The 16,397-nt window shown below is 63.7% G+C and carries 17 protein-coding genes, 1 rRNA gene and 1 pseudogene; 1 reads left to right on the top strand and 18 read right to left on the bottom strand.

All coding sequences use genetic code 11. The features are described from left to right. Together JOZ00_RS23685 and murA are read right to left on the bottom strand one after the other, a co-directional pair. Positions 1-391 (bottom strand): 16S ribosomal RNA (locus tag JOZ00_RS23685); the annotation flags it as partial. A gap of 369 nt (positions 392-760) precedes the next feature. Beyond that, on the bottom strand, positions 761-2,014 hold the full coding sequence (gene murA / locus JOZ00_RS23680) for a UDP-N-acetylglucosamine 1-carboxyvinyltransferase (RefSeq protein WP_293348949.1): 1,254 nt from the start codon (positions 2,012-2,014) through the stop codon (positions 761-763). A gap of 70 nt (positions 2,015-2,084) precedes the next feature. Here murA and JOZ00_RS23675 point away from each other — a divergent pair, with 70 nt between their 5' ends. Then, on the top strand, positions 2,085-2,669 hold the full coding sequence (locus tag JOZ00_RS23675) for a cob(I)yrinic acid a,c-diamide adenosyltransferase (RefSeq protein ID WP_293348946.1): 585 nt from the start codon (positions 2,085-2,087) through the stop codon (positions 2,667-2,669). A 30-nt stretch (positions 2,670-2,699) separates the two neighbouring features. On the opposite strand, the gene JOZ00_RS23670 is transcribed toward JOZ00_RS23675, so the two are convergent. From JOZ00_RS23670 to JOZ00_RS23595, 16 genes and pseudogenes are all read right to left on the bottom strand, one after another. Beyond that, entirely contained in the window at positions 2,700-3,143 is a 444-nt protein-coding gene (locus JOZ00_RS23670) for a DUF2550 domain-containing protein (protein WP_293348943.1), read from the bottom strand. 6 nt (positions 3,144-3,149) lie between these two features. Beyond that, complete coding sequence (locus JOZ00_RS23665) at positions 3,150-3,515, bottom strand: F0F1 ATP synthase subunit epsilon (protein WP_293348940.1); 366 nt, start codon at positions 3,513-3,515, stop codon at positions 3,150-3,152. Positions 3,516-3,539: 24 nt separating this feature from the next. Further along, entirely contained in the window at positions 3,540-4,997 is a 1,458-nt protein-coding gene (gene atpD, locus JOZ00_RS23660) for a F0F1 ATP synthase subunit beta (RefSeq protein ID WP_293348937.1), read from the bottom strand. Between the two features lie 19 nt (positions 4,998-5,016). After that, positions 5,017-5,940 (bottom strand): F0F1 ATP synthase subunit gamma, encoded by a 924-nt coding sequence (locus tag JOZ00_RS23655; protein WP_293348934.1) that lies wholly within the window; start codon positions 5,938-5,940, stop codon positions 5,017-5,019. A 6-nt stretch (positions 5,941-5,946) separates the two neighbouring features. Next, positions 5,947-7,638 carry a F0F1 ATP synthase subunit alpha gene (atpA, locus tag JOZ00_RS23650; RefSeq protein WP_293348931.1) on the bottom strand — a complete coding sequence of 564 codons (1,692 nt, stop codon included), beginning with the start codon at positions 7,636-7,638 and terminating at the stop codon, positions 5,947-5,949. A gap of 52 nt (positions 7,639-7,690) precedes the next feature. Then, complete coding sequence (locus JOZ00_RS23645) at positions 7,691-9,031, bottom strand: F0F1 ATP synthase subunit B/delta (RefSeq protein WP_293348928.1); 1,341 nt, start codon at positions 9,029-9,031, stop codon at positions 7,691-7,693. Positions 9,032-9,037: 6 nt separating this feature from the next. Next, a complete protein-coding gene (locus JOZ00_RS23640; RefSeq protein WP_293348925.1) occupies positions 9,038-9,544 on the bottom strand; it encodes a F0F1 ATP synthase subunit B in 507 nt (168 codons plus the stop codon). A gap of 9 nt (positions 9,545-9,553) precedes the next feature. Then, entirely contained in the window at positions 9,554-9,802 is a 249-nt protein-coding gene (locus tag JOZ00_RS23635; protein WP_024636915.1) for a F0F1 ATP synthase subunit C, read from the bottom strand. Positions 9,803-9,885: 83 nt separating this feature from the next. Beyond that, the gene (gene atpB, locus JOZ00_RS23630; protein WP_293348922.1) at positions 9,886-10,644 is read right to left on the bottom strand and encodes a F0F1 ATP synthase subunit A; all 759 of its coding nucleotides are present in this window, start codon (positions 10,642-10,644) and stop codon (positions 9,886-9,888) included. After that, positions 10,637-11,116: an ATP synthase subunit I gene (locus JOZ00_RS23625; RefSeq protein ID WP_293348919.1), complete on the bottom strand. Its 480-nt coding sequence runs from the start codon at positions 11,114-11,116 to the stop codon at positions 10,637-10,639. The genes atpB and JOZ00_RS23625 overlap by 8 nt, the downstream gene beginning before the upstream one ends. 216 nt (positions 11,117-11,332) lie before the next feature. Continuing rightward, complete coding sequence (locus tag JOZ00_RS23620) at positions 11,333-12,553, bottom strand: MraY family glycosyltransferase (RefSeq protein ID WP_293348916.1); 1,221 nt, start codon at positions 12,551-12,553, stop codon at positions 11,333-11,335. Positions 12,554-12,587: 34 nt separating this feature from the next. Continuing rightward, on the bottom strand, positions 12,588-13,241 hold the full coding sequence (locus JOZ00_RS23615) for an L-threonylcarbamoyladenylate synthase (RefSeq protein WP_293348913.1): 654 nt from the start codon (positions 13,239-13,241) through the stop codon (positions 12,588-12,590). Then, positions 13,238-14,137 (bottom strand): peptide chain release factor N(5)-glutamine methyltransferase, encoded by a 900-nt coding sequence (prmC, locus tag JOZ00_RS23610; protein ID WP_293348910.1) that lies wholly within the window; start codon positions 14,135-14,137, stop codon positions 13,238-13,240. The genes JOZ00_RS23615 and prmC overlap by 4 nt, the downstream gene beginning before the upstream one ends. After that, positions 14,134-15,207, bottom strand: coding sequence for a peptide chain release factor 1 (gene prfA, locus JOZ00_RS23605; RefSeq protein WP_293348907.1), 1,074 nt, complete (start codon positions 15,205-15,207; stop codon positions 14,134-14,136). The genes prmC and prfA overlap by 4 nt, the downstream gene beginning before the upstream one ends. Before the next feature lie 93 nt (positions 15,208-15,300). Then, positions 15,301-15,543, bottom strand: coding sequence for a 50S ribosomal protein L31 (gene rpmE / locus JOZ00_RS23600; RefSeq protein WP_293348904.1), 243 nt, complete (start codon positions 15,541-15,543; stop codon positions 15,301-15,303). Positions 15,544-15,702: 159 nt separating this feature from the next. Next, a pseudogene (locus JOZ00_RS23595) lies at positions 15,703-16,397 on the bottom strand (AMP-binding protein); the annotation flags it as partial.

Genomic DNA, 16,397 nt, shown 5'->3' with positions numbered 1-16,397 from the left:
TCGCTGCATCAGGCTTGCGCCCATTGTGCAATATTCCCCACTGCTGCCTCCCGTAGGAGTCTGGGCCGTATCTCAGTCCCAGTGTGGCCGGACACCCTCTCAGGCCGGCTACCCGTCGTCGCCTTGGTAGGCCGTCACCCCACCAACTAGCTGATAGGCCGCGGGCCCATCCCACACCGCAAAAGCTTTCCACCACAAGACATGCGTCTCGTGGTCCTATCCGGTATTAGACCCAGTTTCCCAGGCTTATCCCGAAGTGCAGGGCAGATTGCCCACGTGTTACTCACCCGTTCGCCACTCGAGTATCTCCGAAGAGACCTTTCCGTTCGACTTGCATGTGTTAAGCACGCCGCCAGCGTTCGTCCTGAGCCAGGATCAAACTCTCCAAACAAAAACTCCTCGATAACGAGGTGAATTCACAATCAGAGATAATCTGACCTAACAAAAAGACACCAAATAACTGGCATCAAAAAACGACCATACCCACACACGGGGGGCGCAAGTATGGCCAAAAAACAACAACAAATAAATAAACCAAACACACTATTGAGTTCTCAAACAACACTTGTTTCGCCCGTTTTGGGGCAACCCTGCCAGCTTAATACAAGTCCGGCAGTGGAGTCAACTCCCAGTTTTTGGTCTTCAGAAGACCGTTTCGGGAGCAGCCGTGCCAGGCTAGTACCAATCCAGCGAGGGAGTCAAGGCCCCAATCTCGTCCACCTTCGCGTTGGTGATCGCGCTTGTGGGGCACTGACTTTGGTTACTCTACCCGCTCGATCTCCGCTCCCAAAATCGCCAGGTTCTCCACGAACAACGGGTAGCCGCGATCGATGTGAAACACGTCGTGGACCTCGGTGTCGCCGTCGGCAACCAGCCCCGCCAACACCAGGCCGGCGCCGGCCCGAATGTCCGAACACCAGACCGGCGCGCTCGACAATTGCGGCAGACCGCGCACGACGGCGTGATGCCCGTCGGTCCGTGCATCGGCGCCGAGCCGGATCATTTCCTCGACGAATCGGAAGCGGGCTTCGAAAACGTTTTCCGTGATCATCGATGTGCCGTCGGCGATCGACGCCAGGGCGATGGCCATCGGCTGCAGGTCGGTGGGAAATCCGGGGAACGGCAGCGTCGCGACGTTGACCGCCTTCGGCCGCTCGTACTGGGTCACCCGAAAACTGTTGTCTGTCTGGGTGACGGTGCCGCCGGCGTCGTGCAGTTTGTGCAACACCACCTGCAGATGAGCCGGGTCCACGCCGGTCACCGAGATGTCGCCGTGGGTCATCGCCGCCGCAATGCCCCAGGTGGCGGCGACGATGCGGTCCCCGATCACGCGATGTTCGGTCGGGTAGAGCCGCGGCACGCCGGTGATCGTCATGGTCGGCGAGCCCGCGCCCTCGACCTGCGCGCCCATCTGGTTCAGCATCGTGCACAGGTCCACGACGTCGGGTTCGCGGGCCGCGTTGTGGATTGTGGTCACGCCCTCGGCCACGACCGCGGCCATCAGGATGTTCTCGGTCGCCCCCACTGACGGAAATTCCAGCTGAATCTCCGCGCCGCGCAACGTATCGGCCCGGGCGACGACGCATCCGTGCTCGATGTTGCATTGCGCACCGAGCTGGCGCAGACCGGCCTGATGCATGTCCAGCGGACGGGACCCGATCGCGTCGCCTCCGGGAAGGGCGACCCGGGCCCGCTTGCACCGACCGACCAACGGGCCGAGCACGCAGACCGAAGCCCGGAACTGTCGCACCGCCGCGAAGTCGGCATCGTATTTCGGCTCGTCGGGCGAGGTGATTCGGGCGACGTCGCCGTCGAGTTCGACGGTGGCGCCCAAGCCGCGCAACACCTCCGCCATCAGCGGCACGTCGAGGATGTCGGGACAATTGGTGATCGTGCTGGTGCCCTCGGCCAGCAGCGTCGCGGCCATGAGCTTGAGGACGCTGTTTTTAGCGCCCCCTACTGCGACTTCGCCTGACAACCGGTTGCCGCCGGTCACCACGAATCGCTCAGCCACCCGCGTCAGTCTAGTGAAGCGGTATCGGCTTGTCAGTCAGCCAAGTCAGTCGCCCGAGTACGGTTTGTCCATGGCTGTACATCTGACCCGCATTTATACGCGAACCGGTGACGACGGCACGACGGGACTGAGCGACTTCTCGCGGGTCTCCAAGAACGATCCCCGCCTGGTGGCGTATGCGGATTGCGACGAGGCCAACTCCGCGATCGGCGTGGCAATCGCGTTGGGCCAGCCCGATGAGGAACTCGCGGGCGTGCTCCGACAGGTCCAGAACGACTTGTTCGACGCCGGCGCGGACCTCTCGACACCCGTGGTAGAGAACCCGGAGTACCCCCCGCTGCGCGTCACCCAGCCCTACATCGATCGGCTCGAAGGGTGGTGCGACCGGTACAACGAGCCGTTGCCCGCACTGAATTCCTTTGTGCTGCCCGGTGGTTCAGCATTGTCGGCCCTGCTGCACGTCGCGCGTACCGTGGCACGTCGCGCGGAGCGCTCAGCGTGGGCAGCGGTCGACGCCGACCCGGAACGGGTGAACACCCTGCCGGCGAAGTACCTGAACCGGCTGTCGGACCTGCTGTTCATCCTGACGCGGGTGGCCAACCCCGACGGCGATGTGCTCTGGAAACCCGGCGGCGGCAAGACCGACGCGAGCTAGCCGAAAAGCCCGTTCTCACACGACAATGCGTTAGAAGCTGCGACGGCGTGCGCGCGGCGACGGCCGGGATTCCAGCCAGGACAGGAACGCGGTCAGCGCCCCCTTGTCCAGCGCGATCTCGTGACCTGACCGGCGGTCCTGCGTGGTGTCACGCAACTCCAGGACGACGATCTCGTCGGTCATGATGTCGAATTCGTCGCCACGCGGGGCGCGCCGCGTCACGATCTCCACACCCCTGCGACTTAGCCGGCGATCGGGCCACAAACGCAGGCTGGACAGCCGATAGAAGGCGGCTTCGCCACCGCGGTAACGGATTACGCCGTGCCGCCAGCCATGCCCTCCGTCCGCCGGGATGTCCCGCATGATCGCCGCCGTTCCGCCCTGGCGTAGCTTCCATAGCCGATAGCTCAGCGCCGCGACGGCCGCCCCCAGCACAACGACGAGCACGACCATGCCAACCATGGGCGTGCTCATCGGCGATTAGTCGATCGCGCCGACAGCGCGCAATCTAGCGCGCCCCCGGGCCGCGATGCGGGGATCGTCGGACTCGGAATCCTCCCTGGCGGAACTCTCGTCGATTTCCGAGGAGAACTCGGCGGATTCGGCAAGAATCGTGACCGCCTCCTCGGTGACCGACAAAAAGCCGCCGTCGACCGCGATCCGCAGATCGTCTTCGCCTTCCCGCTCGACGCGCACCATCGCATCGTCGACCAGCTGGGCTACCAACGGGATGTGGCGAGGCAGGATCCCGATTTCACCGACGGTGGTGCGGGTGAACAGGAACGTCGCCTCACCCGACCAGATCTTCCGGTCTACGGCGACTATCTGAACGTTTAAATCGGCCATGCCACAACGCCTTTCGACTTAGCCTCAGGAATCCAGTTTGGCGCCGAAGCCTTCGGCCTTCTTGGCCAGGTCGTCGAGACCGCCGATCAGGAAGAATGCCTGCTCGGGTATGTGGTCGAAGTCGCCTTTCGTCAGCTTGTCGAATGCCTCGATGGTCTCCTTCAGCGGAACCGTCGAACCCGGCTGACCGGTGAACTGCTCAGCCGCCATCATGTTCTGCGACAGGAAACGTTCGATGCGTCGTGCTCGCTGGACGAGTTGCTTGTCCTCTTCGGATAGCTCGTCGATGCCGAGAATTGCGATGATGTCCTGAAGATCCTTGTAGCGCTGCAGGATTCGGATGACTTCTTGCGCCACGCGGTAGTGCTCGTCACCGACGACGCTGGGGTCGAGGATCGTCGAGCTCGAGGCCAACGGGTCCACGGCCGGGAAGATGCCCTTCGAAAACACGTTACGGGAGAGTTCGGTGGTGGCGTCCAGGTGCGCGAACGTCGTCGCCGGCGCGGGGTCGGTGTAGTCATCCGCGGGCACGTAGACCGCTTGCATCGACGTGATTGACCGTCCCCGTGTTGAGGTAATGCGCTCCTGCAGCTCGCCCATCTCGTCGGCCAGTGTGGGCTGGTAACCCACCGCCGAGGGCATGCGACCGAGCAGTGTCGATACCTCCGAGCCCGCCTGGGTGAACCGGAAGATGTTGTCGATGAAGAGCAGAACGTCCTGGCCCGCCTCGTCGCGGAACCACTCCGCCATCGTCAGCGCGGAAAGCGCCACCCGCATACGGGTGCCGGGCGGCTCGTCCATCTGACCGAATACCAGCGCGGTGTCCTTGAGGACATCGGCTTCCTTGAGCTCAACCCAGAGGTCGTTGCCCTCGCGGGTGCGCTCCCCTACGCCGCCGAAAACCGAAGTCCCACCGAAGTTACGAGCGATACGGTTGATCATCTCCTGGATGAGCACCGTCTTGCCCACGCCGGCACCGCCGAACAGTGCGATCTTGCCGCCACGGACATACGGCGTGAGCAGATCTACGACCTTCAGGCCGGTCTCGAGCATTTCGGTGCGAGGCTCGAGCTCCTCGAACGGCGGCGGCTTACGGTGAATCGACCAGTGGTCGAAGTCTTCGCCGTACCCCTCCTTGTCCAGGCAGTGCCCTAGCGCGTTGAAGACGTGGCCCTTGACCTCCTCGCCAACCGGCACCGAGATCGAGCTACCGGTGTCGGTGACCTCAACCCCGCGCACCAAGCCGTCGGTGGGTTGCATCGAGATGGTGCGTACCAGGTTGTCACCGAGGTGTTGCGCAACCTCCAGCGTGAGGGTCTTCGCAAGCTCCTCGAACGTAACCTCGGCGTGCAGCGCGTTGAACAACTCCGGCACCGAACCCCGCGGGAACTCGACGTCGACGACGGGTCCGGTGATACGTACCACACGGCCGCTGGTGCCGGTGTCGCGCGACTTTTCGGTCTTTTCATCAGTAGCAGTCATATTCTTCTTCCTCGTGGTGCTACCCAGCGTCGGCATCGGCGAGCGCATTTGCGCCGCCAACGATTTCGCTAATCTCTTGGGTGATCTGGGCTTGCCGCTCGCGGTTCGCCATTAGTGTCAACTCTTTGATCAGGTCGTCTGCGTTGTCGGTTGCCGACTTCATCGCACGTTGGCGCGATGCCAACTCCGAGGCCGCGGATTCGAGCATTGCCGTGTACACACGGGTTGTCAGGTACCGGGGCAGCAGCGCGTCGAACAGCGTCGTCGCGTCCGGCTCGAAGGAGTACAGGGTGTGTAGTTCCTGATCTTCCTCTACGTATTCCACCACCAGCGGAGCAATACGGTGGGCCACTGCCGTTTGCGACATCATCGACTTGAACTCCGAATAGACGATGTGCAGTTCATCGACGCCCTGGCCGTCCTCGGCCTGCCGATCCTCGTCGTCTCCCGCGCCCTTCATGAAAGCATCGACCAAGGTCGAACCGATCTCCGCGGCGTTTTCGTACTGGGGTTGTTCGGAGAAGCCCGTCCAAGACTCGGTGACGTCCCAATTGCGGAATTTAAAGTAGTTCAGCGCCTTTCGACCGACCGTGTACAGCACCGGCGTCTTTCCCTCCTCCCTCAGCAGGGAAAAGAGCTCCTCGGAGCGACGGAAGATGCTGGAGTTGTAAGCACCGCACAAACCACGGTCGGAGGACACCACCAGGACGCCGGCCCGCTTTGGTTCTTCTCGCTCGACCAGCAACGGGTGGTCCAGAGCGGCTTCGGCAGACAGGGTCAGAAGCATCGAGGTGATCTGGAATGCGTAGGGCCTTGCGGATTCCAGCCGAGCCTGTGCCCTGCCGATGCGCGATGTCGCGATCATCTCCTGAGCCTTGGTGATCTTCTTGATCGACCCTGCCGAGCGAATTCGGCCGCGTAATTCGCGAAGTGTGGCAGCCATCGTTAACTACTTCTTGTCCTTATCCGCGTTCTTCTTGGTGTCTTTGGATTCCTTCGTCTCCGCGGGCTTGTCCTTCTTTACTTGCACCGACTCCTTTGTCAGCTCCCCCTCGTCCATCGCCTCGACGTGCTCGTCGGGCACCACCGAGCCGCCACCCGAGGCCGCAAAGCCCTTCTTGAAGTTCTTGATGATCTCGGTGAGCTGGTTCTCGCCCTCCTCGGAGAGCTTCTGGCTGTCGCGGATTCCGGCGAGGAACTTCTCTTCGGAAGCCCGCATGTGGTCCAGCAACTCCGTCTCGAACCGCCTGACGTCCTCGACGGGTACCGAGTCCAGGTGACCGCCGGTTCCCAAGAAGATCGAGACCACCTGCTCCTCAACTGGCATGGGCTGGTACTGCCGTTGCTTGAGCAATTCGACCAGCCGTTCACCGCGCTCCAGTTGCGCCTTGGACGTGGCGTCAAGGTCCGAAGCGAAGGCCGCGAACGACTCCAATTCGCGGTACTGCGACAAGTCCAGGCGCAATGAGCCGGCCACCTCCTTCATGGCCTTGATCTGCGCCGCACCACCCACCCGGGACACCGAGACACCGACGTTGATGGCCGGCCGGACACCTTGGTTGAACAGGTCGGACTCAAGGAAGCACTGCCCGTCGGTAATCGAGATGACGTTCGTCGGGATGTAGGCCGAAATATCGTTGGCTTTGGTCTCGATGACGGGCAGACCGGTCAGCGAGCCGCCACCGAGGTCCTCGGAGAGCTTGGCGCAACGCTCCAGCAGCCGCGAGTGCAAGTAGAAAACATCACCCGGGTAGGCCTCACGGCCGGGCGGGCGGCGCAGCAACAGCGAGATTGCGCGGTACGCCTCGGCCTGCTTGCTCAAGTCGTCAAAGACGATCAACACATGCTTGCCCTCGTACATCCAGTGCTGAGCAATCGCCGAACCGGTATACGGCGCAAGCCATTTGAACCCTGCCGAGTCGGACGCCGGTGCCGCCACAATAGTGGTGTAGTCCATCGCGCCGCCCTCGTCCAGCACTCGGCGGACGGATGCGATCGTGGTGCCCTTCTGGCCGATTGCGACGTACACGCAGCGCACCTGCTTGCGCTCGTCGCCCGTCTCCCAGTTCTGGCGCTGGTTAAGGATGGTGTCGACGCACACCGCCGTCTTGCCGGTCTTGCGGTCGCCGATGATCAGCTGCCGCTGGCCTCGGCCGATCGGGGTCATCGCGTCGATGGCCTTAATCCCGGTCTGCAACGGCTCTTTCACGCTTTGGCGCTGCACCACGGAGGGCGCCTGAATCTCGAGGGCGCGCCGCGTGTCGGTGTCGATGTCGCCCTGCCCGTCGATCGGCTGCCCCAGGGGGTTGACCACCCGCCCCAAGAACGCGTCGCCGACGGGGACCGACAACACTTCGCCAGTGCGCTTGACCTGCTGACCTTCTTCAATTTTCTCGAAATCACCCAGGATCACCGCGCCCACGCTGTGCTCGTCGAGGTTGAGCGCGACGCCCAGGACTCCGCCTGGGAACTCGAGCAGCTCTTGGGTCATCACGGACGGCAAACCCTCGACGTGAGCGATGCCGTCTCCGGCGTCGACGACGGTACCGATCTCCTCGCGGGATGTGTCGGAGGTAAAGGAGCCTACGTACTCCTCGATTGCGCTCTGGATGTCATCAGCGGAGATTGTCAACTCGGCCATGGCTTTTCGTCTTCCTACTTGATCTTCGTTCGCAAGGGTTGTGGTCGTGTGTTCAGTCGGGTAGCTGGGCTTTGGCCGCGTCCAGACGAGACGCGAGCGTACCGTCGATCACCTCGTCAGCCACAGCGATTTGCAACCCACCCAGCAGCTCGGTGTCGATCTGCAGGTGCACCGTCACCGGATGACCGTAGATGCGGGCGAGCACTTCGGTCAGGCGAGTTCGCTGAGCATCGCTGAGTTCGGCGGCCGCACGGACCTGCGCGACGACTTCGCCGCGGCGCGCCACTGCAACTTCTGCCAGAAACTTCAGTGCCTCCTCGGCCGGCTCGCCTCTCAACAGCTCGACAGTCTGGGCCAGCAATGCGTTCGTAATCCTGTTGCTTCTGCCGCTCGCGCTCTTGAGCACGTTGCGCAGCAACCCAATACGGCCTTCGGCCGGTAGTCCGTAATCGCCCAACAGGAGGGCAAGCCGTGGCTGCGCGTCCAGAATTCGGGAAAACCGGAAGAGCTGATCTTCGACCTCGTCGACCCGATCTTCGCGTTCGGCGACTTCCAATAACGCTTGCCGCGACACATGCTCGATGGCGTCAATCAGATCCGAGTTGGCAGACCACCGCTCTGAGACCGCAGCCCGCAGCACGTCGAGCGTGGCATCGCCAACCTTGCCGGATACGAGCCGCTCGATCAGCTGGATCCGCGGCGCGGCGTCTTCGGCCGGCACGGTGAGATAGCGGGTAACGACGATCTCACGGTGCAGCATGCCAGCCACCGACACCAACTCGGCGGAAAGCTTCTCCAGTGCTTGACCATCGAGGTCCTTGGCAATGGTGTTGAATCGATCCGTCAGGTTGCCCAGAGCCTGCCGACTGGCCGAGCGCATCTTCGCCAGAAGTGGATAGTCCACCTCGGCCGAGGCCGGCGCCATGTCGTCGAGCTCGTCCAGGAAACGATCGACGGTCGCCGATTGCTGTTCTGGGTCGTTCACGTAGGCACGCACCAATTCGCCTGCTTGGCGGACAGATTCGTGGCCGAGCTCTAGGCGCAGCTGCCGGACCAGCTGGGTCCGCAAAAGTTCGGCCTGGCGGCCACCTTGCGACTTGAGTCGGTCCGCCTCGACAACGGCTTGGGCCCGCATTTGTTCGGTAATACGCTCGGCGTCGCTCTGTGCTTCTTCGACCAGCCGTTTCGCCTCCGACTCAGCTTCCTCGACGGCCTTGCTGTGGGCGTGATTCGCATCCTTCAGCCGATCCGCCGCGGCCGCCGAATCCTTCAACTGTTGGCGCACCGCCTCTTGGCGAGCGGTCATCATCCGGCGCACCGGCGGCACCACATAGCGCCACACCAGCAACACGATGGCCGCGAATCCGATCAACTGCCCAATAAAAGTCGACATCGATAGTTACCTTGTCGCAGCAGACGTGGTGACGTCGACGCCGAGGATTCGACTGGCCAGGGTCGACGACATGCTCCCGACGTTGGCGCGCAGATCCAGTTCCACTGCGTCCCTCTCGCGCTTCAATTGTTCGGCAGCCATTTGCAACGTCGACATCACTTGTCGCTCAGCTTCGGCGCGCGCGTCTTCGATGACCTTACGGCCCTCCGATCGGGCATTGTCGCGAAACGCCCCCGCCTGAACGCGGCCTTCCTTCATAGCTTCTTCGTAATCGGCCCGGGCAGCTTCGAACTGCTCGGACGACTTCTTGTTGTCGGCCGCGGTCTTAGCGACCATGGCGTCGCGCTCGCGCAACACCTTCATGACCGGCGGCACAACCCAGGTGCCGATGATGCCGAGCACGACCAGGAAGATGGCCAGCACGAAGAAGAAAGTGCCGTTGGGGACGAGAAAGTTGTTTCCCCCCGCCACCACCTGGCTTGATGCCAGAACGCTCAGGCTTGCGTCACCCATCACAGCGAACTAGGTGCCGACGGGTGTAGCGAAGACGAACAGCGCCATGAAGGCCAGGTTGATGAAGTAGGCCGCCTCAACCAGACCGACGGTGATGAAGAACGGCGTAAACAGCCGGCCTTGTGCCTCGGGTTGCCGGGCGATACCGGAAACCAGTGCGTTACCGGCAATGCCGTCACCGATACCGGCACCGATCGCGCCGCCGCCCATGATGAGTCCACCGCCGATGAGTGCAGCGGCAGCGACTTGGGGGTCCAGGGCCATTCTTTTCCTCCTTTTAACTGGTAGTGATCTACCAGGCTCCTGTAATGGGGTGTGGCTCAAACCAATTCATGATGATCTCAGTCATGGTCTTCCTCGATCTCCATGGACTGACTGAAGTACAAGATGGTCAGAATCGAAAAGATGAAGGCTTGGATCGCCCCGACGAACAGGTCGAAGGCCTTCCAGATGGCGTTGGGCGCCCACATGATGTACGGCGGGAACAGCGCGATCAGCGCGACCAGGATGCCGCCGGCGAAGATGTTGCCGAAAAGTCGGAGCGACAACGAGATCGGCTTGGCGAGTTCCTCGACGAGGTTGATCGGCGCCAGGAAAGCCACGTGACCCTTGAGCACGGCGAGCGGGTGTCCGATGATGCCGCGGCGCCAGATGCCCGCCACGTGATAGCAGACGAAGACGAACAGAGCCAGCGCCAGTACGTAGTTGATGTCCGCGGCCGCCGAGCTCAGCAGCTCCGTGGCGTGCCCCTTGGCGTCGGTGTATTGCAGCGGCAGCACCGAAAGCCAGTTGGAGATCAGGATAAACACGAAGATGGTGACGGCCAGCGGCAACACGAAGGGCGCGATCCGCATCCCGACCGCGCTCTCGATCTGATCGCGCATCTGGACGGTGATGGCCTCCCAGAACAGCTGAACGCCACTCGGGACGCCGGTGGAGGTGATCTTCGCGCGCAGGAAGAAGGCCAGCGCGAGCACGATCAACGCGGCGATCCCGGTCGACATGATGGTGTCGGTGTTGACAGTCAAGCCAAGCCACGTGGCGTGCTTGTGCTCGCCGACCTCGATGGCGGATTCGGCCAGGAAGGTCATGTCAGTCATCGCCGGTGGTCCTCTCCTCTGTTCCTTCCGAGGCCCCGAGTTGGTCGGCGGGCGCGAATCCCTCGCCAGAGCGCAGCTTCTTCCACACCGGCAGCGCGGTCGATGCGACCAGCAGCACCTGGAAAAGCGCCAGCCCGAACACCACACCCAGTCCCTCGGGCCGGAATGTGAACGCGATGATCAACCCGACGACGGTGATGATCGCCAAGCGCACCGCGGAGTTGAGAGCCATCGAGCTTTTCGCCGGATGCTCTTTCGCGGTAATCGAATTAACGGAGCGCTGCACCAGAACGGCATTGAGCAAACCCAGCAGCAGACCGATTCCGAAAAACATCCCGACTTTCGGGTGGCCCGCCCAGACGGCGGCGATCACCGCTACCGCAGTGATCCCGAGACTGATCAGGAAGAGACGAATGGGGCGGAAAGCAACAGAGGGAAACACCAACGGCGCATCCTGCGCTGGTGTCGTCACTGCAGCACCTCAATCCCGGGTTGTTGGAACAGGGACCCCTCCGACCGACTGATCGGTGGTCCGCCGAGCGTATCGCACGTCACAGTGGAATCACCCAAGGGGTATCTCCCGACATGAGTCCTCAACCAGCGCCACCGAATTGATCTCCGATGGACCGGCAACCTGCACGGCTTTTTGGGGTTCTACCTGCACCGTACCATATGACGAACCTCACTACTACTTGCTGTCGTAGCCCTCGTCTTCGTAATCGTCGCGGCGGCGCATGAGTGGGATCGCCGTGGCGATGCCGGCGACCACGATCGCGCCCAGCATCACCGCGCCCGTGTCGCGAGGGTCGAAGAAGATGGTGCTCGCCGCACCGAACGCGACAATGCCCACCCACAGATAAATCAACAGCACCACTCGTCGATGCGAATGACCGATCTGCAGCAACCGGTGATGCAGGTGCATCTTGTCGGGACTGAATGCGCTGCGGCCCGCCCGGGTGCGGCGCACGATCGCCAGCAGCAGATCGAGCATCGGCACGAACATGACCGCCACCACCAAAAGAAACGGTGACAACAGGGCAAACACATCGCGCGCACCGTAGGCGCTTTGCGAGACCGGGCCCGCCGCGGTCGTGGAGGCCGCCGCGAGCATCAACCCGATCAGCATCGAACCGGAATCGCCCATGAAGATCTTGGCGCGGTGGAAGTTGTGCGGCAGGAATCCCAGACAAGCCCCGGCGAGCACCACCGAAATGACGGCGGGCGGATAGAAAAGCACATCGCCGCCATGGTCTCGGAGCAGACCGATCGAGAAAATGCAGATGGCCAGCGCGGTGATCAGACCGAGTCCTGCGGCCAGCCCGTCGAGCCCGTCGACGAAGTTCATCGCGTTGACGATCGACACCGTCAGCGCCAGCGTGAGCAGGATCGAAGACGCCTGGTCGAGCACGATGGTGCCGACACCGCCAATCGGGATGTAGAGCACGCTCCAGGCGACGCCCATGGTGACCAGCACGCTGGCGGCGGTGATCTGACCGGCGAATTTCGTCAAAGCGTCCAGGCCCCAACGGTCGTCGATGAGGCCGATGCCCATGATCACCGCGCCCGCCACCAACACCGCGGGCATGCCGGTGGAGTAGACGAACCCGCGCGTGAGGGCCGGAAGCTGGGAGGCGAGGAACACGGCGGTGATGACGCCGACGAACATCGCCAGCCCGCCCATCCGTGGAGTGGGGGTCACGTGCACGTCGCGCTCGCGCGGATAGGCGACCGCACCCAACCGGGTGGCCAGCACCCGTACCGGACCGGTCGCGAAGTAGGTGATGATCGCCGCGGTCAGTCCTACGAGGGCAAGCTCACGCAGCGGAACACCGGCGCCGCGGTCCCCTAAAGCGAGCAAGCCACTGGCAAGGTCGGCTACGTCGCTGGACACCTCGAGACCGTACTTCACCAACCTGAGGCCCCCACAATCACTCTGGATACGCCTAGGCGCTCAAGCTTTCGGGGTCCACCGCGAGCACTTCGGCGATCCGCTCGGCAGTCACCGGACCGGCGCGCAGGATGCGTGGCGCGGCGCCGGTCAGGTCGACGATCGTGGAGGCGGCACCCTGTTCGGACGGACCGGCGTCGAGATATACGTCCACGAGATCACCGAGTTGGTCGCGCGCCTCGTTGGCATTCACCGCAGGCGGACGACCCGAGACGTTCGCGCTGGACACCGCCATGGGCCCGACTTCGCGCAGCAGTTCGATGGCGACGGGATGCAGCGGCATCCGCAGCATCACCGTCCCGCGGGCATCGCCGAGATCCCATTGCAGTGAAGGCGCTTGTGCCACAACCAGGCTCAGCGCACCCGGCCAGAAGGCGCGAATCAGGTCGCGCGCCCCGTCGGGCATCGTGTACACCAGGCCCTCGATGGTGTGCCAGGAGCCGACCAGCACGCCGACCGGCATGTCTCGGCCGCGGCCCTTCGCCGACAGCAGCGCGGCGACAGCGGCGCTATTGAAGGCGTCGGCGCCGATGCCGTAGACGGTGTCCGTCGGCATCACCACCAGCCGGCCACCCTTGAGCGCCCCGGCCGCCGAGGCGATTCCGCGGAGGCGCTCGTCGGGATCGGCGCAGGCAAATAGCTCCGTCACGGGCGCCACTCCTCTTCATCGCTTCGCTCTGCATCGACGCGACGGGAGTCACGGGCGCCACTCTTGCGGGCCGTCACAAACCTTGGCCTGCCGGCCAAATCGTTGTGCGCCTGGACTTGTTCGAAAGACCCTGTGGCCATGATCAATTCGACCGTCTGCGACGACGTGGTGTCGTCGTGCTCGACGGCGAACAGTCCGCCCGACCGCAGCCAGCGCGCGGCGAGCCGGACGACGGGTTCGATCACCGTCATCCCGTCCGGTCCGCCGAATACCGCGTGCCGTGGATCATGTTGGGCGACTTCAGGTTCCAATACGGCATCGTCGGGAACGTAGGGCGGGTTGGCCACCACGAGATCGACCTGTCCATCCAACGGGTCGGGCGTCGACGCCAACTCGGCGACGTCTGCTCGCCGGAGTTCAACCACGGTTCTCTCGGTGTTGCGTCGCGCGTAGTCGAGCGCAAGGTCCGAGTCATCGATGCCGATGATCCGGGCCGTGGGGCAGTTGTGGGCCAACGCCACTGCCAGTGCACCGGATCCGGTGCACAGATCGACGATCACGGGACGCGGCCCCAGGTCTTGCTCGGTGGCCCAGGCCAGGACGGCCTCGGTCTCCGGACGCGGTATGAAAACGCCGGGCCCGACGTGCAGCAGCACCGGCCCGAATGCCGCCGTCCCGGTGAGATGCTGCAACGGCACCCGCCGCGAACGGGCGGCCACCACGTCGCGGTAACGCCCGAGAACGTCGTCCCCGGGTGGGTCGAGTAAGGCCAGCCGGCCGCGCTCGGCACCCGTCACATGAGCGGCGAGAAGTTCGGCGTCGGGGCGCGCGGAGTCGATTCCGGCTTCGGCAAGTGTCGCCGCAGCGGAGTCGATCGCGCGCCGCAGGGATGTCATACCTGTTGCAGCCTCGCTTGTTTGTCGGCCGCGCTCAGCGCGTCGAACAGCGCATCCAGATCGCCGTCGAGGACCTGATCGAGGTTGTGCGATTTGAAGTTGATCCGGTGATCGGCGATCCGGTTCTCCGGGAAGTTGTAGGTGCGGATGCGCTCGCTGCGGTCCACGGTCCGGATCTGGCTGGCCCGGTCAGCCGAAGCGTCGGCCTGCGCCTGCTCCTCGGCCAGTGCCTGCAGGCGCGCGGCCAGCACGAGCATGGCGCGGGCCTTGTTCTGCAGCTGCGACCGCTCGTTCTGGCAGGTGACGACGATTCCGGTGGGCAGGTGCGTGATTCGCACCGCCGAGTCAGTGGTGTTGACACCCTGGCCGCCCTTGCCCGACGAGCGGTACACATCGATGCGCAGGTCCGACTCGTCGATCTGCACCTCGGCGACTTCCTCGGGCTCGGGGTAGACGAGCACGCCCGCGGCCGAAGTATGTACTCGCCCTTGGGATTCCGTCACCGGGACGCGCTGCACGCGGTGCACGCCACCTTCGAACTTCATCCGAGACCACACGCCGTCGGCCGAGTCGCCCTTGCTGGCGATGGACAGCGTCGCGTCCTTGTAACCGCCCAGATCCGAGGTGGTTTCGTCCAGCACCGTGACCGTCCAGCCATGCCGCTCGGCGTAGCGGATGTACATCCTGGCCAGGTCGGCCGCGAACAGTGCCGACTCTTCGCCGCCCTCGCCCGACTTCACTTCGAGCACGATGTCATCGGCGTCGTGCGGATCGCGCGGCGCCAGCATGTCGGTGAGCTGGGTGTCCAGCTCGGCAACCCGCGCCTGAAGTTCGGGGACCTCATCGGCGAACGACGCGTCGTCGGCGGCCAGTTCACGTGCGGTTTCCAGGTCGTCGCGGGCCGACTCCAGCTTGCGGTAGGTGGCAACGATGGGGGCCAATCGGGCGAACCGGCGGCCGACCTTTCGCGCCTCGGCCGCATTGCCGTGCAATTCGGGATCCGCCAACCGGTTCTCGAGTTCGGCGTGTTCGGCTACCAGCACATCAATCGTCTGTACCGGCTGCGTCATGTCTCACCTCCTGCCCGTTGCTCATTGCCCACAAACGCGAACCGACGCCCGGCCTGTGCATGTGCAAGCACAGTTCGGGCGTCGGCGACGCAGCTATTTGTCGGTCTTGTCCGCCTCGGCGGCGGCACCTTTCCGCTTGCCGTAACGCTTCTCGAAGCGAGCAACCCGGCCGCCGCTGTCCAGGATCTTCTGCTTGCCGGTGTAGAACGGGTGGCACTGCGAGCAGACCTCGACGACGATGTGGCCGCCCTCCTTGGTGCTGCGCGTCGTGAAGCTGTTGCCACAACCGCAGAGCACCGTGGTCTCGCCGTAGGCGGGATGGATATCAGTCTTCATGCTGTCCTCTTCGATCTTGTGTCGCCCGCGCCCGGTTTTGGATCCGGCGTCGAGCGTGATTGCAGAACCTCAAGCGATTCTGGCGAGTCGAGCGTCGATTATGCCAGGTCAACCGCTACCACCCCAAACACCGAGATGCGCCCCGGCATTCCCGGCGCGCTAGGACCCGGCCGAGTACGCCCTGGCTTGCGCAGCACGCGTCCACAGCACACCGCCGCCAGGCGTTGTGCCGCGTGCCGTCAGCTCCCGTTTGAGGATCTTGTTGGTGGCCGTGGTCGGGAGCCGATCGGTGATCCAGACGTAGCGGGGCCAGGCCTTAGGCGACAAATCGGCCTGGTCAGCGAGGAAACGCTCGAATTCCTCGGGCGTCAACTCGGAGTTGTCGACCAAAACGACCGCGGCCATCACCTGGTCACCCACGTGCTCGTCGGGCACCGCGTAGACCGCCACCTGGCTGATCGCGCCCAGCCGCTGCAGGATCCTTTCGATAGGCGCGGTGGTCATGTTCTCCCCGTCGACCCGGAGCCAGTCGCCGCTGCGGCCCGCGAAGTAGATCCAGCCGTCGGCGTCCCGGTAGGCCAGGTCGCCCGACCAGAACATGCCATGCCTGAGCCGGGCATCGGTGGCCTGCGGGTCGTTGTAGTAGCCGGCGAACTGTCCCGCGCCGGTGGTGTTGACCAACTCCCCTATCGCTTCGTCCGCGTTGGTGAGGGCGCCGTCGTCGTCGAAGATCGCTGGCGGGCATTCGGCCACGGTGTCGGCGTTGTAGACGCTGACGCCGGGAAAGCCCCGACCCAGTGACCCGGGTGGGCAGCCATCCTCCCGGGTGATGATGATCGCGCCCTCGGTCGATC

Origin of the sequence: Mycobacterium sp. (genome assembly GCF_019243155.1) — a bacterium.
Taxonomy (GTDB): Bacteria; Actinomycetota; Actinomycetes; order Mycobacteriales; family Mycobacteriaceae; genus Mycobacterium.
Note: the sequence above shows the minus strand (reverse complement) of the source record. Positions and strands in the feature narration are given on the sequence as shown.